The organism is Rhodobacter maritimus (genome assembly GCF_058747975.1).
In genome coordinates, this window is the sequence record NZ_CM179095.1 from 1,873,560 (window position 1) to 1,892,429 (window position 18,870).

At 62.2% G+C, this 18,870-nt stretch carries 16 protein-coding genes; 11 read left to right on the forward strand and 5 right to left on the reverse strand.

Features of this window, described 5'->3' with window-relative positions; genetic code table 11:
• Positions 1-222: 222 nt before the first annotated feature.
• Entirely contained in the window at positions 223-2,427 is a 2,205-nt protein-coding gene (locus AC4PTO_RS09515; RefSeq protein ID WP_492728002.1) for a hypothetical protein, read from the reverse strand.
• Between the two features lie 363 nt (positions 2,428-2,790).
• Between AC4PTO_RS09515 and AC4PTO_RS09520 the strand changes: the two genes are divergently transcribed.
• From AC4PTO_RS09520 to AC4PTO_RS09555, 8 genes are all read left to right on the forward strand, one after another.
• Complete coding sequence (locus AC4PTO_RS09520) at positions 2,791-3,246, forward strand: DUF2924 domain-containing protein (protein ID WP_492728004.1); 456 nt, start codon at positions 2,791-2,793, stop codon at positions 3,244-3,246.
• Positions 3,243-4,559 (forward strand): recombinase family protein, encoded by a 1,317-nt coding sequence (locus tag AC4PTO_RS09525; protein ID WP_492728005.1) that lies wholly within the window; start codon positions 3,243-3,245, stop codon positions 4,557-4,559. The genes AC4PTO_RS09520 and AC4PTO_RS09525 overlap by 4 nt, the downstream gene beginning before the upstream one ends.
• Complete coding sequence (locus AC4PTO_RS09530; protein WP_492728007.1) at positions 4,556-5,026, forward strand: hypothetical protein; 471 nt, start codon at positions 4,556-4,558, stop codon at positions 5,024-5,026. Before AC4PTO_RS09525 ends, AC4PTO_RS09530 begins: the two co-directional genes overlap by 4 nt.
• A gap of 141 nt (positions 5,027-5,167) precedes the next feature.
• Entirely contained in the window at positions 5,168-5,311 is a 144-nt protein-coding gene (locus AC4PTO_RS09535; protein ID WP_492733595.1) for a hypothetical protein, read from the forward strand.
• Positions 5,312-5,344: 33 nt separating this feature from the next.
• A complete protein-coding gene (locus AC4PTO_RS09540) occupies positions 5,345-7,222 on the forward strand; it encodes a DNA methyltransferase (protein ID WP_492728009.1) in 1,878 nt (625 codons plus the stop codon).
• Positions 7,158-9,338 carry an Eco57I restriction-modification methylase domain-containing protein gene (locus AC4PTO_RS09545; RefSeq protein ID WP_492728011.1) on the forward strand — a complete coding sequence of 727 codons (2,181 nt, stop codon included), beginning with the start codon at positions 7,158-7,160 and terminating at the stop codon, positions 9,336-9,338. The genes AC4PTO_RS09540 and AC4PTO_RS09545 overlap by 65 nt, the downstream gene beginning before the upstream one ends.
• A complete protein-coding gene (locus tag AC4PTO_RS09550) occupies positions 9,328-12,594 on the forward strand; it encodes an N-6 DNA methylase (protein WP_492728013.1) in 3,267 nt (1,088 codons plus the stop codon). The genes AC4PTO_RS09545 and AC4PTO_RS09550 overlap by 11 nt, the downstream gene beginning before the upstream one ends.
• Complete coding sequence (locus AC4PTO_RS09555) at positions 12,588-13,673, forward strand: restriction endonuclease PLD domain-containing protein (protein ID WP_492728015.1); 1,086 nt, start codon at positions 12,588-12,590, stop codon at positions 13,671-13,673. Before AC4PTO_RS09550 ends, AC4PTO_RS09555 begins: the two co-directional genes overlap by 7 nt.
• Before the next feature lie 428 nt (positions 13,674-14,101).
• Here the strand turns inward: AC4PTO_RS09555 and AC4PTO_RS09560 are convergent, their stop codons facing one another.
• From AC4PTO_RS09560 to AC4PTO_RS09575, 4 genes are all read right to left on the reverse strand, one after another.
• Complete coding sequence (locus AC4PTO_RS09560) at positions 14,102-15,031, reverse strand: cation diffusion facilitator family transporter (RefSeq protein WP_090735052.1); 930 nt, start codon at positions 15,029-15,031, stop codon at positions 14,102-14,104.
• Entirely contained in the window at positions 15,021-15,791 is a 771-nt protein-coding gene (locus AC4PTO_RS09565; protein ID WP_137457499.1) for a transglutaminase-like domain-containing protein, read from the reverse strand. Before AC4PTO_RS09565 ends, AC4PTO_RS09560 begins: the two co-directional genes overlap by 11 nt.
• Positions 15,792-15,879: 88 nt before the next feature.
• Positions 15,880-16,482, reverse strand: coding sequence for a cation efflux transmembrane domain-containing protein (locus AC4PTO_RS09570; protein ID WP_090735048.1), 603 nt, complete (start codon positions 16,480-16,482; stop codon positions 15,880-15,882).
• An 82-nt stretch (positions 16,483-16,564) separates the two neighbouring features.
• Positions 16,565-16,993 carry a MerR family transcriptional regulator gene (locus tag AC4PTO_RS09575; protein ID WP_007426244.1) on the reverse strand — a complete coding sequence of 143 codons (429 nt, stop codon included), beginning with the start codon at positions 16,991-16,993 and terminating at the stop codon, positions 16,565-16,567.
• 173 nt (positions 16,994-17,166) lie between these two features.
• Here AC4PTO_RS09575 and AC4PTO_RS09580 point away from each other — a divergent pair, with 173 nt between their 5' ends.
• From AC4PTO_RS09580 to AC4PTO_RS09590, 3 genes are read left to right on the forward strand one after another with little or no spacing between them, the layout of a single operon-like run.
• Positions 17,167-17,769, forward strand: a complete 603-nt coding sequence (locus AC4PTO_RS09580; RefSeq protein ID WP_255330492.1) for an SCO family protein — start codon at positions 17,167-17,169, stop codon at positions 17,767-17,769.
• Between the two features lie 5 nt (positions 17,770-17,774).
• Entirely contained in the window at positions 17,775-18,197 is a 423-nt protein-coding gene (locus tag AC4PTO_RS09585; RefSeq protein WP_119001078.1) for a disulfide bond formation protein B, read from the forward strand.
• Positions 18,194-18,853, forward strand: a complete 660-nt coding sequence (locus AC4PTO_RS09590) for a DsbA family protein (protein ID WP_119001077.1) — start codon at positions 18,194-18,196, stop codon at positions 18,851-18,853. Before AC4PTO_RS09585 ends, AC4PTO_RS09590 begins: the two co-directional genes overlap by 4 nt.
• Positions 18,854-18,870: the final 17 nt, after the last annotated feature.

The window sequence follows — 18,870 nt, forward strand, 5'->3', positions numbered from 1 at the left end:
CGTGCGAACTGCACCAGCACCACGGATCCGTGCCGCTGTCCGAGCAGCTTGCCGCAACAGGTGCAGCGCCAGTCAGATCCCAGACCGCGCGTGAACGAAGGGTTGAAGGACCGTCTTTGATGTTTCGGCATTTGTCGCCTCCTGATGAAAGATGGCGAAGTCTTGCCGAATGGAATCAGAGCCTGTCAGACCCCCGAACCGGAGCTGGATCGGAGCCGAACGTCAGATGGCGATCTCCCATTGCCCTTTTCCGGGGCTTCGCAGGAAGTCGGCCGTCAGCTTTTTCCAGAGAGGCTGCTTGAAAATGTTCGCCAACGACTGGTCTTCCGCGATCCCGCTGATCAGGTCTGCTGTCGCCATTGGCATCGGGCCGGCGTTGTGCGCATCGACCAGCCGCTGGATGACATCAATGCGGTTCTCGCCCTTGATGTCGATGCTGCCTTTCCCCGGAACAAACAGAGTTGCCATGTTGTCCCCAACCCGGGTGAGTTCGACAGCTTGGCCGCCGCGGGCCAGTATCCGATGGCGTCGAAACACGGACCGGAGCTTGTCTGCAACCAACGCGATTTCGGCTTGCTGCGTGTCGATCTGATCGACAAGCGGCGTCAGAACATTGGCCGCCAGGCACGGTCCGGGAGCGCTGCCGGCCTGCAGGACAAAACCTATTCCGAGGTTGTTGCGCGCCCGAAGCTCAGTATCGACGGCTGAGCGGACCTTCTCCCGGTCGAGACCGCGCGCAAGATAGATCGGGACGTCCCCGCCATCGACACTGAGCGTTCCAAGGTACAGAAGGTGGTCGGTCAGCTTCTCGATTGCAGGCGCATCGAGCACTTCTTCGAGACGTTCCTTCAGGTGTTGCACGACCCAGCCGTCGCGCACCCGATATATCCTGTAGCGATCCGGGTTGCCCGCAGACGTAACCTGTCCCTCGGCGACCTTGAGGTCCGCCACCTTTCGGTGACCGTCCTCCGCATCTCCCTCATCGACCCGAACGACCACTTCGGCTGCAACCGGTCCGACCTCGTCTTCATCGTCGATCAGGTCGTCCTCCTCCCAGCCAGCGGGCACGAGGAAACCCAGATCGGTCAAGAGGCCAGGATCGACACCACGAGCTTGGAGCCATGCACCGGTGACCCTCTCAGCTCCGATGTCCCAGATGGCCAGCAAGGCGGGCATGACCGCCATGCTCTCCTCATCGCCCGGTGCGCGACCATCACGAAGGATGTTCCAGTATGTGAGCAACCGATGCCCCAGAACCCGCTCGAAAGGATCGTCGAGGCTGAGAAGGCTGCTTGTGTTCCCGTCGGTAAGCGTAAAGTCGAGGGTCTGCGCTTTGTCTCGTCCAGCACGGCGATACCGCACCGCGATCTCGATAAAGCGAATTGCGACAGCCCGCTCGAAAATCCTCGGAAGGCCTGGCTGACTATCGATGATTTCGGAGATGTTCTGGTCGATCGTGGTGGAAAGCGAGAGGCGGTTGGCGAGATTGCCGATGCTGATGTCCGCGCGGATCACCTGTGCGCGGTCGATCACCACGTCATCAAGTTCCGGCGGCTCGAGATCGAGTCCATGCAGGAACCGCGAAATGTCGTAGGCCTGAAAGTCGACAGGCTGGTTGGAATAGGTCTGATCGAGAGCGGTCTCGATGAAGCGTTCGGCGACTGTGTGCCTGAGCTTTCGATTGCTGGCACGAACATGGACTCGACCGGTCGATGGCGTGTAGACGATCATCGCCTCGCCGGGTGGCCGGAAGTAGATGCTCGACCGATTGCCATGCTCATCGATCTCCCTAACACTTTTGGGCGGATCAGGATGAAACAGCAGGTACATTTCGGCCGCCGGCTCATCACCGTCTTCAGGGATGTCAAACTTGTCGATGCTGTAGCCATCGCCGCGATCAAGACGCTTGTTGAGATCAACAAGAAGCTCGTCGAGCGATGCGCTGCCGGCATCCGGGCCCCCGTCGACCGAAGGCTCGGCCAAGAAGGTCTGGTAGTGCTTGTCATAGCGCCGGTAGAGACGCAGGTGCAGGCTGTTCTCCGCCGCTTCAAACAACCCATGTTCATTGACGAAGGCCCATAGGCTTCGTGCCAGCTTGTCCCGTTGATTGAGAAGTTCCTGTGCGCGCTCAGGCTCTAGCTTGGACCGCACAAGGCCTTCCAGAACGAATTCCCCCCGACCACTTGCAACCGTCACGATGCGAGCGGCCTCGCCTTCAAGAGGCTTAAGGTGATCCTTCTTTTCTTTCAGCAGTTTTCCGCGTGCAGCCGCTTGGCCCTCCGGATCACCGAGGTCAAACCGGTAAGCGTCCAGCCACTTGAACTTCTCAAACGCCTTGTTTCCAAGAAACGCCGACAACAATTCGGGTTCCGCATCATCGAACAATCGAGAAAGGTTGGGGCAGGTTTTTGCAGGGGCACGTACCATCTCATTCTCCAAATGCTTGCATCAATGTCGCGATAATCACCCGAAGTTGTTTCAACGGCAAATTTGCCGGTTTCTCGGGGTATGTCCCAATCCGATCCGCGCATTGGCTTTTCCCTCCTAAACGAAGAAATTCGAGAAGGAATGCGCCATGCGTGGAACACCCGAAACCGGCCCCAATCCCCTCCCTCCGGACCAGATGCGGCCTCTCGAGCGCCGCGCTGAACTCTGCCGCCTTCTGGCCCTGGGGGTGATCCGGCTACATATGCGAGACAGGGCGCAACCATCTGCGCAGAGGGACGCATTTCGACTTCACTCTCCGCCCGACCAGAGCGGTCATGCAACTCCAACTCGACGGAGAACCGCATGACGACCCACGACCCCATCCCCGCGCGCCTGACCGCGCTGAAGACCACGCCGACCAAAGAATTGAAAAACCAGTGGCGCGAGCTGTTCGACAGCGAACCGCCGCCCTTCAATCGCCGCTACCTGGAATCCCGCCTCGCCTATCGCATCCAGGAACTGGCCTATGGCGGGCTGAAACCCGAGACGATCCGGCGGCTGGAACGGTTGGGCGAGGAACTGGACGACGGCGACAAGAAGAAGCGCAGCATGCGCCTCGACCGCGACCGCCCCATCACCGGCACGCGCCTCCTGCGCGAATGGCAGGGGGTGGAGCAGGTGGTCACGGTGACCAAGGATGGCTTCGAATGGCAGGGCCGGCCCTACAAGTCGCTGTCCGCCATCGCCCGCGCCATCACCGGCACCCGCTGGAACGGCTGGACCTTCTTTGGGCTTAAGAACCACAGGGTGCGGACATGAACGCACCGTCCAAACCCCTCGTCCGCAAGCTGCGCTGTGCCGTCTACACCCGGAAATCTTCCGAGGAGGGGCTGGAGCAGGAGTTCAACAGCCTCCACGCCCAGCGCGAGGCCTGCGAGGCGTTCATTGCCAGCCAGCGGTCCGAGGGCTGGGTGCTGGTGCGGGACCAGTACGACGATGGCGGTGTCTCGGGTGGTACGCTGGAACGCCCCGGCCTGAAGCGACTGATGGCAGACGTCGACGATGGGCTGGTGGATGTCATCGTAGTCTACAAGATCGATCGCCTCAGCCGCTCGCTGGCCGACTTCGCCAAGCTGGTCGAGGTGTTCGACCGCAACGGCGTCACCTTCGTCTCGGTGACGCAATCCTTCAACACCACCACCTCCATGGGCCGGCTGACGCTGAACATCCTGCTGTCCTTCGCCCAGTTCGAACGGGAGGTGACGGCCGAGCGCATTCGCGACAAGGTCGCCGCCAGCCGCAAGAAGGGCATGTGGATGGGCGGGGTACCGCCCTTCGGCTACCGCGTCGAGAACCGCAAGCTGCTGATCGACGAGGACGCCGCTGCACATGTGCGCTGGATCTTCGCCCGTTTCATCGCGATCGGCTCCTGCACGGTGCTGGCCCGCGAAGTCGGCGAACGGGGCCTCGGCACGCCGCGCGGCAACCGGATCGACAAGAAGTACCTCTATCGGATGCTTTCGAACCGCGCCTACCTCGGCGAGGCGGTGCACAAGGGCGACAGCTACCCTGGCGAACACGACGCCATCATCGACAGCGAGACATGGGACCGCGTCCACGCCATCCTGCAGGAGAGTCCGCGAAAACGTGCCGCGCGGACTCGCGCCGACACACCCGCGCTGCTGAAGGGGCTTCTCTTCGGTCCCGATGGCGCCGCGTTCTCGCCGACACACACCCGCAAGGGCGGCAGGCTCTACCGCTACTACGTCAGCCAGACGGTGCTGAAGCACGGCGCCGGGGCGTGTCCCATCGGCCGCGTGCCTGCGGGCGAGATCGAGGCCGCCGTCATCGACCAACTGCGCACCGTGTTCCGCCAGCCGGAGATCGTTGCGGGGACGTGGAAGGCCGCGCGTGCCCACGATGGCGACATCGCAGAGACTGACACACGTGAGGCGCTAAACCGGCTCGATCCACTGTGGGACGAACTTTTTCCGGCGGAGCAGGCGCGCATCGTGGCGCTGCTGGTCGAGCGGGTCGAGATCGGCACTAGCGGACTCAACGTCCGCCTGCGCACGGACGGACTGGTGGCACTGGCGCGCGAAATCACCGCCGATGCAGGAGCAGCCGCATGACCCGGACGCCATCGGTCCCGGAGACCGTTACCATCCATGTTCCGTTCCGACTGGTTAAGCGCGGCGGGCGCAAGGAAATGCAGTTGCCAGAGGGCGCCGCACAAGCGCGGAAGCCGGACAACACGCTAGTCAAAGCGCTGGCGCGCGCCTTCCGCTGGAAGCGCATGCTTGAGACGGGCGAGTTCGCCAACATCGCCGAACTGGCTAAGCGCGAGGGGATCGCTGCACCATATTTGACCCGTGTCCTGCGCCTGACGCTGCTCGCGCCGGACATCGTCGAAGTGATCCTGGACGGGCGTCAGCGCGCATGCCTCACGCTAGAGACGCTGCGAGAGCCTGCCCCGGCTGAGTGGCAAGAGCAGTTGAGTTGGTTGTATCGAAATCATGAAGTTTCGGTGCCCCGTAGTTATCCATTGCCCGCTGCCACCGCATACGGCTACAACCCGAAGCATGGTGAGTCAAAGTGATGCACTTTGTTGCATTCACGGTGCGAATCGCTAGTGTGAACATTAGTGGAACATTCGGAGGGCGCAATGAATCGTCGACCCAAGAAACTCGGTCCCCGGGTCACCGTAAGCGTCACGTCCGGGGACTTCGACGCCTTAAATATGCTGGCCAACAAGGATGATGTGTCGGTCTCTTGGGTGGTAAGGCGCGCGATAGATGAGTATCTGCGCCGTCATCGGCAGCCGGCGCGGGCGGCGCAGAGCCCAGCGTCCGAAAAACAACCGACCGCGTCGCAACTTACGTAACGAAAAGAAGAATTTCCGGGGGACAGTTACCACATGCTTCACATTCAGGCTGAGCCATCCAAATCGGCCCATTCGATGTCGGAGGCTTCTCTGGACGCATTGTACAGGCGACCCTTGGCTGCAAAGAGGACTGGCGCCCTTTACGGTGCCTTTCCATACCCAACTAAGATATCGCCAGAAGCAATCGCTCTGTATATCGCCGCCCACACCAAACCTGGCGACACCGTATTTGACGGGTTCGGAGGCAGTGGGACTACCGGCCTTGCCGCGTTGCTGTGCGAGCGACCGACCGCGGAACTGCGCGCCGAAGCGGCCCGTCTCGGCCTTAACGTGCAATGGGGTGCCCGCAACGCCGTTCTCTATGAGCTGGGCGCGCTCGGCTCGTTTGTCGGCCGGACCCTGACCAATCCGCCCGATCCCGCCGCGTTCAGGAAGGCGGCCGAAGACGTACTGGCCGCAGGCGAGAGCGAAGACGGCTGGATGTACGAGGCGCGAGACCCCTCCGGCGCGAAGGGCTTCCTTCGTCATCTGATCTGGAGCGACAAGCTGCGCTGCCCTGCTTGCCGGGGCGTCGTCACCCTGTGGGATGCGTGCGTCGCGCTTGATCCGGCGGAGATTTCCTCCACCTTCTCCTGCCCGAAATGCAGCCATGAAGAGCCGTTGGACTGTGTGCCGCGGGTGACGGTGCAGGAACGTGACGACGTATTGGGCGAACAGCGCGCCCTGCGCGGGCGGGCGATGGCCCGCGTCTATGGTTCGACCGGAAAAAAACGCTGGTCGCGCCCGGCCACAGCCGCCGACCTGACGCTTATCAAGAAGATCCAGGCCGAGCCGATCCCGTCATGCGTGCCGCAGGCGCTGATCCCTTGGGGTGACCTCTACCGGAAGGGCTACCATCAGGGCATTACGCACGTTCATCATTTCTACACCCGGCGTAACCTCATCGTATTCGCCCGCATGTGGGAGCGTGTGGAATCCTATCGCGGCGCGCTCCGCGAGGGGCTTCGCTTCTGGCTGCTGAGCTACAACGCGGCGCACGGCACGATCATGACGCGCGTCGTGGCGAAGTCCGGTCAGAAGGACCTGGTCGTCACCAGCGCCCAGCCCGGCGTGCTGTATGTCAGCGGCCTGCCGGTCGAGAAGAACTTTTTTGCAGGACTGCGGCGCAAGCTGACGACGATTGCACAGGCGTTCGAGACCATTCACGGCGGCAGCGGCAAGGTCGAAGTCGTCCACGGTTCCAGTTGCGATATCGCGCTGCCATCCGAGAGCATCGACTATGTGTTCACGGACCCGCCCTTCGGGGCCAACATTCCCTATGCCGAACTCAGTTTCATAAACGAGGCTTGGCTCAAGACGTTTACCGACCGCACGGACGAAGCCATCGTGAGCCCGGACCAGGGCAAGGCCATCGACGAGTACAGGGAATTGCTTACGCGGTCGTTCAGTGAGGCCCGCAGGATATTGAAGCCGTCTGGCAAAGCCACGATGGTGTTTCATTCCGCGTCCGCCGACGTCTGGAACGCTTTGCAGCGCGCCTACCGGGATGCCGGTTTCGACGTGGAATATGCGGGGGTGCTCGACAAAAAGCAGGGCAGCTTCAAGCAGGTCACTACCGAAGGGGCCGTGCGCGGCGACCCCGTGCTCCTGTTGGGGCCGCGCCGCAATACCAAGGCCCAGATCGAAAGCAAGGTTGGGGCGGACGACTGTGTATGGGCTGTCGCTACGGCGCTTCACCGCGCGGCGACCGCCGCGCATGATCCGGCCGAAGCGACGGCGCAGAGGCTGTATTCCCGCCTCGTAACGCATTTCCTAAGCCATCATCAGCAAGTCCCAGTCGACGCTGATGTTTTCTATCGCTGGTATGCGGAACAAACGCCGCCCGGAGTACTCTGCAGTGCCGGCGACTGACGCGGTCAGCGCGATCAGGTCCTCGGCGCGATCCTTCGAGGAAGGCCTGCCGGCGGCCCAGCGAAAGCGCCTAGGGCAGTTCTTCACCGGATTGCCGCTGGGAACACTGCTGGCGCACATCGCGCTCGACCCCAATACGCACTCCGTGATCGATCCCATGGCCGGGCACGGCGACCTACTCGACGCGGCGGCATTGACGGCGCGCGCCCGAGGTGCCCGGCTCGGCCGGCTGGACGGCATCGAGCTCGACCCCAAGACGGCCGCCTTCTGCGACCGCCGGACCGTGGCGTTGCAGGCGGACGATGCCGTCGACGCTGCCCGCATTGTCACGGGAAGCGCCTTTGATCCGGCAACTATCGCTGCGCTGGACGCGCCCGGCTACGATCTTGTCATTACCAATCCCCCGTATGTGAGATACCAGTCGCAAAAAGGGAACGGTGCCGGTGTCGGTGATGTGCGCCGGGGCTTGTCCGCGATTGTGGACGCAAGCTTATACGGTGACGAACGCGCGCTTTGGCAGGCTCTGGTTGATGGGTATTCGGGCCTCGCAGATCTTTCCGTGCCAGCCTGGCTCCTGTCCGCCCTGCTAACGCGTCCGGGTGGCTGCCTCGCCTTGGTCGTTCCCGCAACCTGGCGCTCGCGCGACTACGCCGATGTCGTGCGCTACCTGCTACTGCGCGCGTTTCGCCTTGAATTCATCGTTGCCGATACGCAGCCCGGCTGGTTTTCGGACGCGCTGGTGCGCACGCATCTTGTAATCGCGCGGCGGCTCTCTTGGGACGAGGCGCAAGCGCCAGTCTCGGGCCGGTCGCACTTGCCGGCAGCAACTTGGCTGCAAGTTGCGCCAGCGGCGGCGAGCGGAGAATCCCTCGTCGGGAGAGCCTTTCCCGGACCAGAACCGGAGCGGGATTTCGCAGCCTGGGCGCAGGCAACGGACAAGGAGGTTCTAGGTATCGAGAGCCGCCCGTTTGCGCTGGATGGGGAATGGCAAATGCTGGAGCAGCGCCTTGGACGCAAGAGTTGGTTTCAGATCGCCGAAAACCGGCGCGACGCGCTGCCGCTTATTTCAGTCGGGGAGGCAAGGTCGGCGGCGTTGCCGGAGGGTTTGCGCGACATGCTGCCGCCCGGCGCGGCACCGGTGTGTCTCCAGACGCTTGAACGGGCGGGCATCCGGGTCAGCCAAGGCCTGCGTTCGGGTTGCAACCGGTTTTTCTATGTGACGCTTGCCGGTGAGGATGAAAACGAGACCGTTATCGTCAAAGCGTCGGAGAGCTTTCAGAACATGCGTTTCCGCGTTCCGGCGGCGGCGCTGCGGCCTGTTCTCCATCGCCAGGCGGATATGCAGGCCTTCGCGAGCGGCGAACTTCCGGTGACCCGCGTGCTTGATCTATCGAACTGGATCCTGCCAGAAGACGAACCGGCCGTCGCCAAAGCGACGGAGGCTTACCGCAGGTGGGGCCTGTCCGTGCCGCGTGTAATGCCGCCCGAACTTGCATCGTTCGTGCGGCTCGCCTCCCGGTATGCGCCGAACCCCAAAGAGCCTGCGCGGTATATTCCCGATCTTACGGCCGTGCGCACCAATGTCCGTCGGCCCGCCAACGACCGCGACGTTCCGCGCTTTTGGTACATGCTGCCGGCCTTCAACGCGCGCCACCTGCCCGCGATCTTTACGCCGCGCATTAATCACGGAACACCGGCCGTCGCGCTGAATATGCAGCCGCCGGTGCTGATCGATGCCAACTTTTCAACCTTGTGGGCGGAGCAGAGGCAGTGGACAGCGCATGCGCTCTATGCCTTGTTCCACAGCAGCTGGTGCCGGGCGGCGATGGAAGCCGCCGGCACGCCGCTTGGCGGCGGTGCGCTCAAACTCGAAGCGACGCACATTCGACAGGTGCCGATTCCCGCTTTATCGGACTTCGACTGCGAGAGACTTGCCGCGCTCGGACAGCAGCTGGCTGCGGGCGTGCCGACAGCCCAGCACCAGATCGACATGTTCATCCTGGCCGTTTCGTTGCCCGGTGTGAATGAAAACAACCTCAAAGAAGTAGCGCGCCACATCGACTCTCGCCTGGAGGCTGCGTGCGTCGCCCGTCAAAGGACCGTCCATGACAGCTGATATTACCCGCATTCGTGAAACCATCGCGCGCTGCCGTATGCTGCGGGATGCAGGTCATGTCGAGGCGGTGCTGCGCAGCGAGTTCCAGGGACGATTGCGGCTCATGTTCCCGGACACCGCGCATGAGACCTGGATCAACAACTACACCGAAGGCACGGAAGCCCATACCAAGGTGGGCACTGGATCAGGCAAGGCCGCGTCCCGATTCATCGACAATCTGGTGGGTTCGACCACGATTGAGTACGAAGCCGACCTGCGCAACACTGCTAAGCGTGATACCGGCTACGCGCAGGTGCAGGAGCAGGCAGCGGGGCTTGTTCGCGCGGGCATGCCGGTTTCAACGGTCCGGGGCGTACTGTCGGATACGGTCGAATGGTACGCCTACGATGCCGAGCTTGCAGCGGGGGTCGAACCATCAGCCTGCACGGCTGCCGACATCACGCTCGTTGTCATCGACGAACTCAAGCTGCCCGATGACAGCGCCCTGTCCGCCGAGCAGCTCGGCGGATTTATCAAGAAACATCTGGCGCGCGAACAGTCGCGACCGTTGCGGTCGGAATTCCTCGCCTCCGACCTTGGCATGGACTCGGCTGCATACAAGAGCAGTTCGGGGCCCTTGTCGCTGCTGGTGGACGAGGGGCGCAAGGCCGATCCGTCGGCGGGCCTTGCCACCGATCTCTGGTCGCAGTTCGTCGATCATCTGGAAGGGCCCGCGGGCACATTCCGCACCGTCGCGTATGTCGATGAAGCATACGTGACCCTTCTCGCGCGGCTTCTGAGCGCGAACGTGCTTACCGGCAAGGCGGTGCTCAGCACGGACGACGAGTTGAAGACAATCCTGAACGGGGAATTCTTCCGCGACAATTTCCAGCTGGAGAATGTGGTCGAGCTGGATTATTTTGGGTGGCTTCTTAGCCCGGCCTACATCGACCGGCTTGTCGCGGTGGCCCGAGAACTCCAGCGCGATCTCTTTGCTTACGATTTCAGCTGGTATCCTGAAGAGGATTTATTCGGCCGCTTTATGGCGCAGCTCGCCCGCCGCAGCCAGCGCAAGCTGCTCGGCCAGGAATGGACTCCGCACTGGCTCGCCCGTCTGCTTGCCGACCGTTGCATAGACGGCCTCCCGGACGGGGAAAGTCCCCGGATCATCGATATGTGCTGCGGGTCCGGCACGATGCTCGCCGAAATCCTAAAGGCTACACGGGACCGATTCGGCTTTACCGCGATCGAGCAGCTTGAAGACGTTGCGACCGGCTTCGACATCGACCCGCTGGCCGTCAGCCTCGCCAAGACGACCTGGGTTGTCAGCCTCTCGGCCGAGATCAAGGCGGCGACAAAGCCCATCGTCATCCCGGTCTATCATGCGGACTCGCTGTTCGCCGTCACGCCGGTTTCCGCGTCAGTCCCCCTGGTGGGCGAAAGCGATACTATTCCGGTATCGCTTGACGGCACGACCGTACATTTGCCGACAGCGTTGGTGCAGCCGGCGTACCGAGAGTTTTTCGACCGGGTCGTGGACTGGGCTTATGACGAGGCGCGTGATGCGCAGCGACGCGGCACCATTGTGGGATTCAGCAAGGCGGACGCGGACAGTTTTCTCGATGGCACGATCGCGGCGTTCGGGATCACGTTGTCGCCGGAGCTTTACACGCAGCTTTCCGAGGCGCTGTTCCCGCTGGCGCTTCGCATGGCTGAACTGGCCGTCGCCGGGCGCAATGGCATCTGGGCTTTCATCCTACGCAATACCTACAGGCCGGGGCTCCTGAGCGGCCACTTCAACGGGCTTGTGTCCAATCCGCCATGGCTCGCCATGAGTGGGCTGGCCGACAACCCGTACCGCGACTTGCTGAAAGGCCGGGCGAAACTCTACGGCATCCAGCCCGCAGGACAGTCCTTTCTCCATCTTGAGCTGGGGACGATGCACCTACTTCATGCCATCGACCGTTATCTGGGCCCGGATAGCTGCGTCGCCTGCCTTGTACCCGGCACGGTGCTTAACGGCACCCACCACGAACGGCTCAGGCAGCATGATTTCCTGACAAGCGACCGACCGGTGCCGTTCGACATCGCTGAAATCTGGCAGGTCGCCCCCGGAACTTTCAAATATCCCGGCGCGGCGCTGGTCGGTCACAAAAGAGCGAACACGACCGGTCTTCCACAAAGCACGTTCAGCGGCTTCGTTGCGACCGACGCGGGGCTGAATGCCGCAGGCTTTTCGGTTCGCACCATCGGTTCGGCTCGCAGCGCTTGGGTGCTCGAAACGGGCGGCGGCTCAGCAGTGGCCGGGTATGGTGGCGACCTGCCCCAACAAGGAGCCGACCTTATGCCGCGCACAGCCGTCTGTGTGGACATTGTCCAGCATGCGGGCGCGGAGTACCGCGTCGATACGCCGACACGCGCTTCCGCATGGGGATTTACGATCAAGTCAGCCAAGGAAATGGCGGCAGACCGCTTCCCCGGCCATGTCGCGCCGCGCTTCATATATCGCATGGCGCAGTCGGAGAACCTGCTGCCATTCGTTCTCGGTGCTCATCGCGCGCCCATGGCTCTGCCGGCTCTGCGCGCAGCGGGCGGAACGTGGAGCGTTCTCGACGAGGCCGAAATCCGAAGGTTGGGCTTTACTCAGACCGCACGGCGGTTCGCCGCGATTAACCAGAAGCTCAAAACGGTGGGGAAAGGCAAGTCGCTTCAACAGCGCATCGATGAGCGGGGCAAGCTTTCCAAGCAAGTCTTCGGGATGACGGGGCACCTTATTCTGGCTGGAGCCGGCGGCAAGATCATCTGCGCGGCGTGCGTTCCGATTGCGCAGGCTCAAGACCTTGTCGTTGACCAGACCCTCTACTGGAAAGTCGTGACGGACGCGGACGAGGCTTGGTACCAGGTCGGCATGCTCAACAGCGTGGCTCTCACCAACGCGACCCTCGCGTTTAACCCGAAGGGCGATTTTGGCGAGCGGCATCTTCACACGCTGCCATACAGAATGATGCCCAAATACGATGCCGGCAATGCCGATCATCAGAAGATCGCGGCCCTTACCGAGGATATTGCCAATTTAGCGGACGGGCATTGCGCGACGGACCCCTATCTGGCCGATCCTGCCAAAGCACTGTCTGCGCGCCGCCGCAAATTGCGCACGCTGCTCGACGCATCGCCGCTACTGGCGCAGCTCGAGACGCTGGCGCAGTCGGCGCTGGCCGGTGCATCCACCGCATCATCCGGCGGCGACGGTAGCGGGACGCAGGCTCCGGTATGCTAATTGTTCAGAACGCCGCAGAACCGGCGCGCCTGCGCCATGCCCTAGTCGATATGGTCGCGGCGGGGGCCATCGATATCCGCGCAGCGTCGGCATATGTCACGCTCGGCGGCGTCAACATATTGCTGTCTGCCGTCACAAATGCCGTGGGCCCGGCCGCGTTCGCGGCGATGCCCAAAACTCTTGTGACATCCTTTGATTTCGGTCTAACCGAACCTCAAGCGTTGCAGCATTGGCGCGGGCTGGCGAACGCCACCGTCTTCGTATCGGGTGCGCAAAGGCTGGCGCAGGGCTCGCTCATGCCGCAGCGTGCCTTTCATCCCAAGCTTTATACCTTTGGCACCGATCCCCAAACATGCAGCACACTGGTCGGTTCGGCGAACCTGACCAGCCGTGGCTTTAGCGTCAATACCGAGGCGGCATGGGTTCAGCAGGGCGTTTCACGAGCCGATGCCGATGAAGCCTTCGATAAGGCCTGCTATGAAACGACCGCTCTAACCGACGACTTGCTAGCAGCCTATACCGCTCTGCGCCAGGCCCAGCCGCCGCCGCCCGAGATCGAGCAGGAGGCGCAGCCTGTAGTAGCGCCGGCACCCGTCGCCGCTGCCGCGCTACCCCTGTTCAGGCTCGCTATCGCGAACGGAGCCATCAACCCGGCCGATTACGCGGCCATGTGGGTCCACGGTGAGGCCCTTCAGGGCGGATCGAGCAACCAACTGGAACTACCGCGCGGGGGCCATCGGTTCTTCGGCTTTGTGTTCGACCAGTACGACTATCCGCATAATCTAACGATTGGTGAGCCCGTCCTTCGCAGTGGTGCGCGCGTATGGGGCGACAGACGATTGACGTGGCACGGCAACAACAAGATGGAGCGGATGAATCTACCCACGTCCGCGCAGGGTGGATTTGAGTATGCCGACACAGCCGTTATGTTCCGCCGCCTGACCGATGGCTCGTTTGAGCTCATCGTGACCCCTTGGGAGTCAGACCTCGCCCGCTCATGGCGGCTGGCCTCGGCCCAGCGGCAGACGCTATTCCGCTTGGGCACCGTCGCAACTAACCGGATCGTGGGGCTAGTCTGACCATCGATCGACAATCATAGGTCAAGTGGGCATGGATCCTTCACGAGTTCGATGCCAGACCCGACCGAGAAGGGGAAGGAACTGAGAACCTGCCTCACGCGGCAAGAATAAATTAGTTATTTTTTTCAATTGGATAAAGCTGTTCACCGGAAAGCCATCGGTTAACAGGTCCGGAGAATATTGGCCCGAAGAGAACGCGTGTGCGCCTTCCGGGGTATGGGCCGGTTAACAGCCCCTCCCGCATAAGCCCCGAAAACAACGGAAAAATCCGGCCGCAGCCGGATCGGTAGAACGCTTTCGCGGGGGCAAATGGCGGAGGGGATGGGCCTGATATCCAACCTTCTCCACCAAGCTGACACTGCCCGCCCTGCGCTTAAGTGTATGAAGGTGCGAGATAATATCGTTCTTCCGTCAATTCGTGCTCCTGATCATTCATGGCCATTACTACCGTGACCGTAGAGGTTGGCGTTGGTGTGGGCGTTCCTTTCATTCTCGAATTCGAGGCTGGAATGAGCGATGCCGAAGCGCTCGCTCAGTCGTGCTTTGATCTCGCCCTTGATGGCCTCAATTCTTGTCCATCCATCTTCGGCGACGACCACGTGGCAGTCGAGCGCCGCCTCGTGTTCCTGCATCTGCCATAGATGCACGTGGTGGACATCCGTAACGCCGTCCACGTCCCGCATCGCGGCAATCACGGCCGAGTTGTCGATATCCGGCGGGCTGCCCAGCATCAGTGTCCGGATCGGGCCGCCGATCTCGGTCAGTGCGAGATACAGTATATACAGCGCGATACCGATGGTGATTGCGGGATCGACCCAGCGCAGGTCGTAGAGAATGATCAGCGTGCCGCCGACGATCACGGCGACCGAGGCGAGCGCATCCGAGAGGTTGTGCAGGAAGAGCGCGCGGATGTTCACGCTGCCCTTCTGCATGGACCAGGTGAGCGCCGCAGTCAGAGCGTCGACCACGAGCGCCACGCCGCCGAGGATCACGACGGTCCAACCCTGAACCTCGGGCGGATCGATCATGCGCATACCGCCCTCGTAGATCAGGTAAACGCCGACGAGGATGAGTGTCGTGTAGTTGATCAGTGCAGCGACAATCTCGATCCGGCCGTATCCGAAGGTCATGCGTTCGTCGGCGGGCCGCCGCGCGATCTTGCGCGCCGCGAAAGCGATCACCAGCGACGCCATGTCCGAGAAGTTGTGCAGCGCATCCGCGATCAGCGCGAGACTGCCCGAAACGACGCCGCCCGCGATCTGTGCGACGGTCAGAAGGGCGTTCGCCCAGATCGCGATGGACACGCGCCGGTCACCGGATGCGGGATCGATGTGGGCATGGCCGTGATCATGCGGCACGGTGCGTCTCCTCATGAAGATGGTTCGGGCGAGCGAGGCCGGGGATTTGCGGCACCTTGCCCCGCCTAATTGCGCGCACGCGTCTGTTCATCCAGTGGCGGATGACGTGGCGATAGAGCCAGTCGCGCAAGGCGCCGAAGTCCTGGCGATGCCCCCGGTAGAACTCGTCTGGTATAGCGTATGTTGCGAGATCGCGGGCGATGCCGGTCTTCTGGATATATGTGTCGTCGCCGGTCCACTCGACCGGTGGGCCGCTCAAGCAGTCGGTGCTGGCCCCGTAGCCGCAAAGGCTTTCCATCTCGATGAACGCCCGTTGCAGCGATTTCAGAAAGGGCGTGTCCAGGATGAACCCTTCGAGATTGATCCATCCATTCTCGGTCTCGACCTCTACCCAGGAGTGGAGGATTTCCGCGGGGGCCAGCGGATAAACCCACTCGGGCACGACACCGCGCTGGAGCGCCTTGTGGATGGTGAAGCCATGCAGGCGACACCGAATGCCAAGGCAACGTAGCAACGCCATGAGCAGCGTGCCCTTGGTGTTGCACTGGCCGTAGCCGTCCGACAGCACTTCTGAGGCCGGGATGTCGTCGGCACGATTGTAGCCGAAAGCGATCTCGTTTCGGACGAAATCATAGGCGGCACCGATCCGGTCATGCTCGCCAAAAGCCTGCCAGCCGCGGCCCGCGACCAGATCCGCAATAGGAGCGGCTTCGAAATCCAGCAGCCGCGTGGCTGTCAGCAAGGGGTCAATGGCGGGCAAGATGCATCTCCTCGAGTCTGGCGAGGATCTACATAAATGCTCCAGCGACTGTAGCTTCAAGTCCTTTTTCTCAGAAGGCGATCAATCGCTACCGGTCGTCGGCATGAACGGCTTTGTGGTGTTCGCCGTGTGCATCGCGCAGGATGTCGATACCGCCCCACGCCGCGATCCCGGCCACGACCACACCCACGACCAGGTCCGGCCAGTTCGTTCCCAGCCAGGCGACGAGACCGCCAGCCACGACGATCCCGAGGTTCGCGGCGAAGTCGTTCCAGCTGAAGGTGTTCGCCGCGCGGATGTTGACGTCCGGTTCGCGGAGTCGGGCGAGCAACCAGACGCAGACCGCGTTGATCGCCGCGGCGATCAGGGCCATGGCGATCATGATCGTCCCGAGCGGATCTGACCCGCCGATGTAGCGGCGCCATGCATCGTAGAGGATGCCTGCAGCGAACAGGATCAGCAGCCCACCGGAGATGTTCGCCGCTCCGCGTTTCCATTTGCCGGACCGGGACAGCGCAAACAGGCTGATAGCGTAGACGAAGCTGTCGGAAAGGTTGTCGAGGCCGTTGGCGATCAAGGCGCTGGAATCGCCGAACGCACCGGTTGCAAAAAAAGCCACGGCCAGACCGATATTGAGCGCCAGAACGATCCAGAGCGTGCGTCTCTCTTTTGAATCTTGTTCTGCGGCCATTTCTCGTTTTCGGCTCGTGGTTTACGATCGAAGAACTCCTGCGGCTGGTCTAAGTTCCTGCCGCGACATTGGCATGGTCCAATCAGGCCCCAATCTCGTCGTGCTCGGTCAGACATTCAGAATGGTCCCGCAATACCTCCAGCACCCGGCAATCCGCTGTCCGCCCGCCGCTGCACTCGTGGACCATGCGTTTCAGTTCCGTGCGCAGCGCCTTCAGGCGGGCCATGCGCTGCTCCACCCGTTTGAGCTGGCGACGCGCGATGGCATCAGCTTCATCACAGGGCCGATTGGGATGGTCGCTGAGGTCGAGCAGCTCGCGGATCGCATCGAGCGAGAAGCCGAGTTGCCGCGAGTGGCGGATGAAGGACAGGCGATCGAGTTGTGAACCGTCGTAGCGCCTCTGTCCGCCCTCGGTCCGGCCAGGTTCGGGCATGAGCCCGATCTGCTCGTAGTACCGGATGGTCTGCACCTTCGTGCCGGTCTTCTTTGACAGAGTGCCGATCGTGAGCATTCTCACCTCCAGAAAAAATATACAGTCCTTGTAGGTTTTGCGGTGTGAGCGGGCAAGTGCGGGATTCACAGGCGCGTGATGTCGCATCAAGGCGCCATCTTCATGCTTGAACCTTCAGTGGCTAGAGGATGTAGACGCGCAGACACACAAGGATCAATGGCAGGCGAACAGGATTGTCTCTTACATCGGCACAGAAGTTTCTTTGGGTTTTGGCAGGCGTGGCAGCGCTTGCCTTCGTATGGCTTTTACTCTGGTCCGACTATCGTGCCGACAGCGCCCGAACTGACGCCGAGCCGCCTTTCTTCGCTGAGTTCGAACTGACGGACCACCAGGGTATGGTTCGAACCGAGAAGGACTTTGCGGGGCGCTGGATGCTTGTTTTTTTCGGCTTTACCAACTGCCCCGACGTCTGCCCGACGACCCTATCTGAGGTCGCGGCGGTGATGGACGGTCTGGGCGACGATGCCGCCAAGGTCCAGCCGATTTTCATCACCATCGACCCCGAACGGGACACGCCCGCCGCACTCGCCGAATACGTCCCGCTGTTCGATGCGGGCATCATCGGTCTGACCGGCACGCCGGAACAGATCGCCGCCACCTCCGAGACGTTTCCGATCTTCTTTGAACGCGTCGAAGAGGCTGCGGCGCCGGATGGTTACACGATGGGCCACACGTCGCATTTGTTCCTCTTCGATCCCGACGCGGGCTTCGCCGACTCGTGGCCCTACGGCACCTCCGCCGAAGAGATCTTCGCCGATCTGGAAGAGAGGATCTGACCGAAATGAACCGCATATCCGGAGAAATAGCCCTCGGGCTGGCGTGGATCATCGCGCTCGTCGCCTCGCTTGCCGTGCTTTTCATCGGCGAGGTGCTGGGGCAGACGCCCTGTGTGCTGTGCTGGTTCCAGCGCGCCTTCATGTTCCCCTTGGCCATCGTCCTCGGGTTCGGCCTTTGGTGGCGGGACGGCCGCGTGGGGCGCTACGGCATCGCATTGGCGCTTGGCGGCGGCGCAATCGCCCTCTGGCACATAGGGCTGTACGTCGGTCTTGTTCCCGAACGCATCCAGCCCTGCACGGCCACCGGCCCCTCTTGCACCGATGACAACCAACTGGTCTTCGGCGTCCCGATCCCGCTGATGGCGCTCGCCGCCTTCGCGCTGATCGGGGCGCTGTCGGCCCTTTCATTGAAGGACACACGAACATGAACCGACGCGGCCTGATCCTGTCCGTTCTCGCCCTCGGCGTCGCCGGTTTCGGCGGAGCCACCTGGTTTGCAACCCGCCCCGGCCCGGTGGCCGAAGCGGAGCCTGTTGCGCCGGAACTCGCGGACGCGATGATCCGCCCCTACTCGCCCATCCTCGGGCCTGCGGAAGCGCCCGTCACGATCGTCGAATTCTTCGATCCGGCCTGCGAGGCCTGTCGCGCCTTTCATCCCATCGTGAAGGACATCATGGCCGAGCATGGGGATGCTGTCCGCGTCGTGATCCGCTACACGCCCTTCCACGGCGCGGCATCCGAGGAAGCCATCCGCGTGCTCGAGGCGGCGCACATGCAGGACGTTTACGTGCCGGTGCTCGAGGCCGTTCTGCGGGAACAGCCGAGATGGGCGTCACACGGTGCCCCGGCGCCTGGCCTGATCCTTCAGATCGCCACCACGGCCGGACTCGATGCCGAGGCCGCGCGCACGCAAATGCTGGCACCCGATGTCGTGGCGATCCTGAATCAGGATCGTGCCGATGTAGAGACCGTGGGAGTTCGCCAGACGCCCACATTCTTCGTGAACGGCAAGCCGCTCGATCCATTCGGGGAGGCAGAACTGCGGCGATTGGTGGCTGCCGAAGTCGCTGCCGCGCAAAGCTGAATGGAAAGGGCAGGATC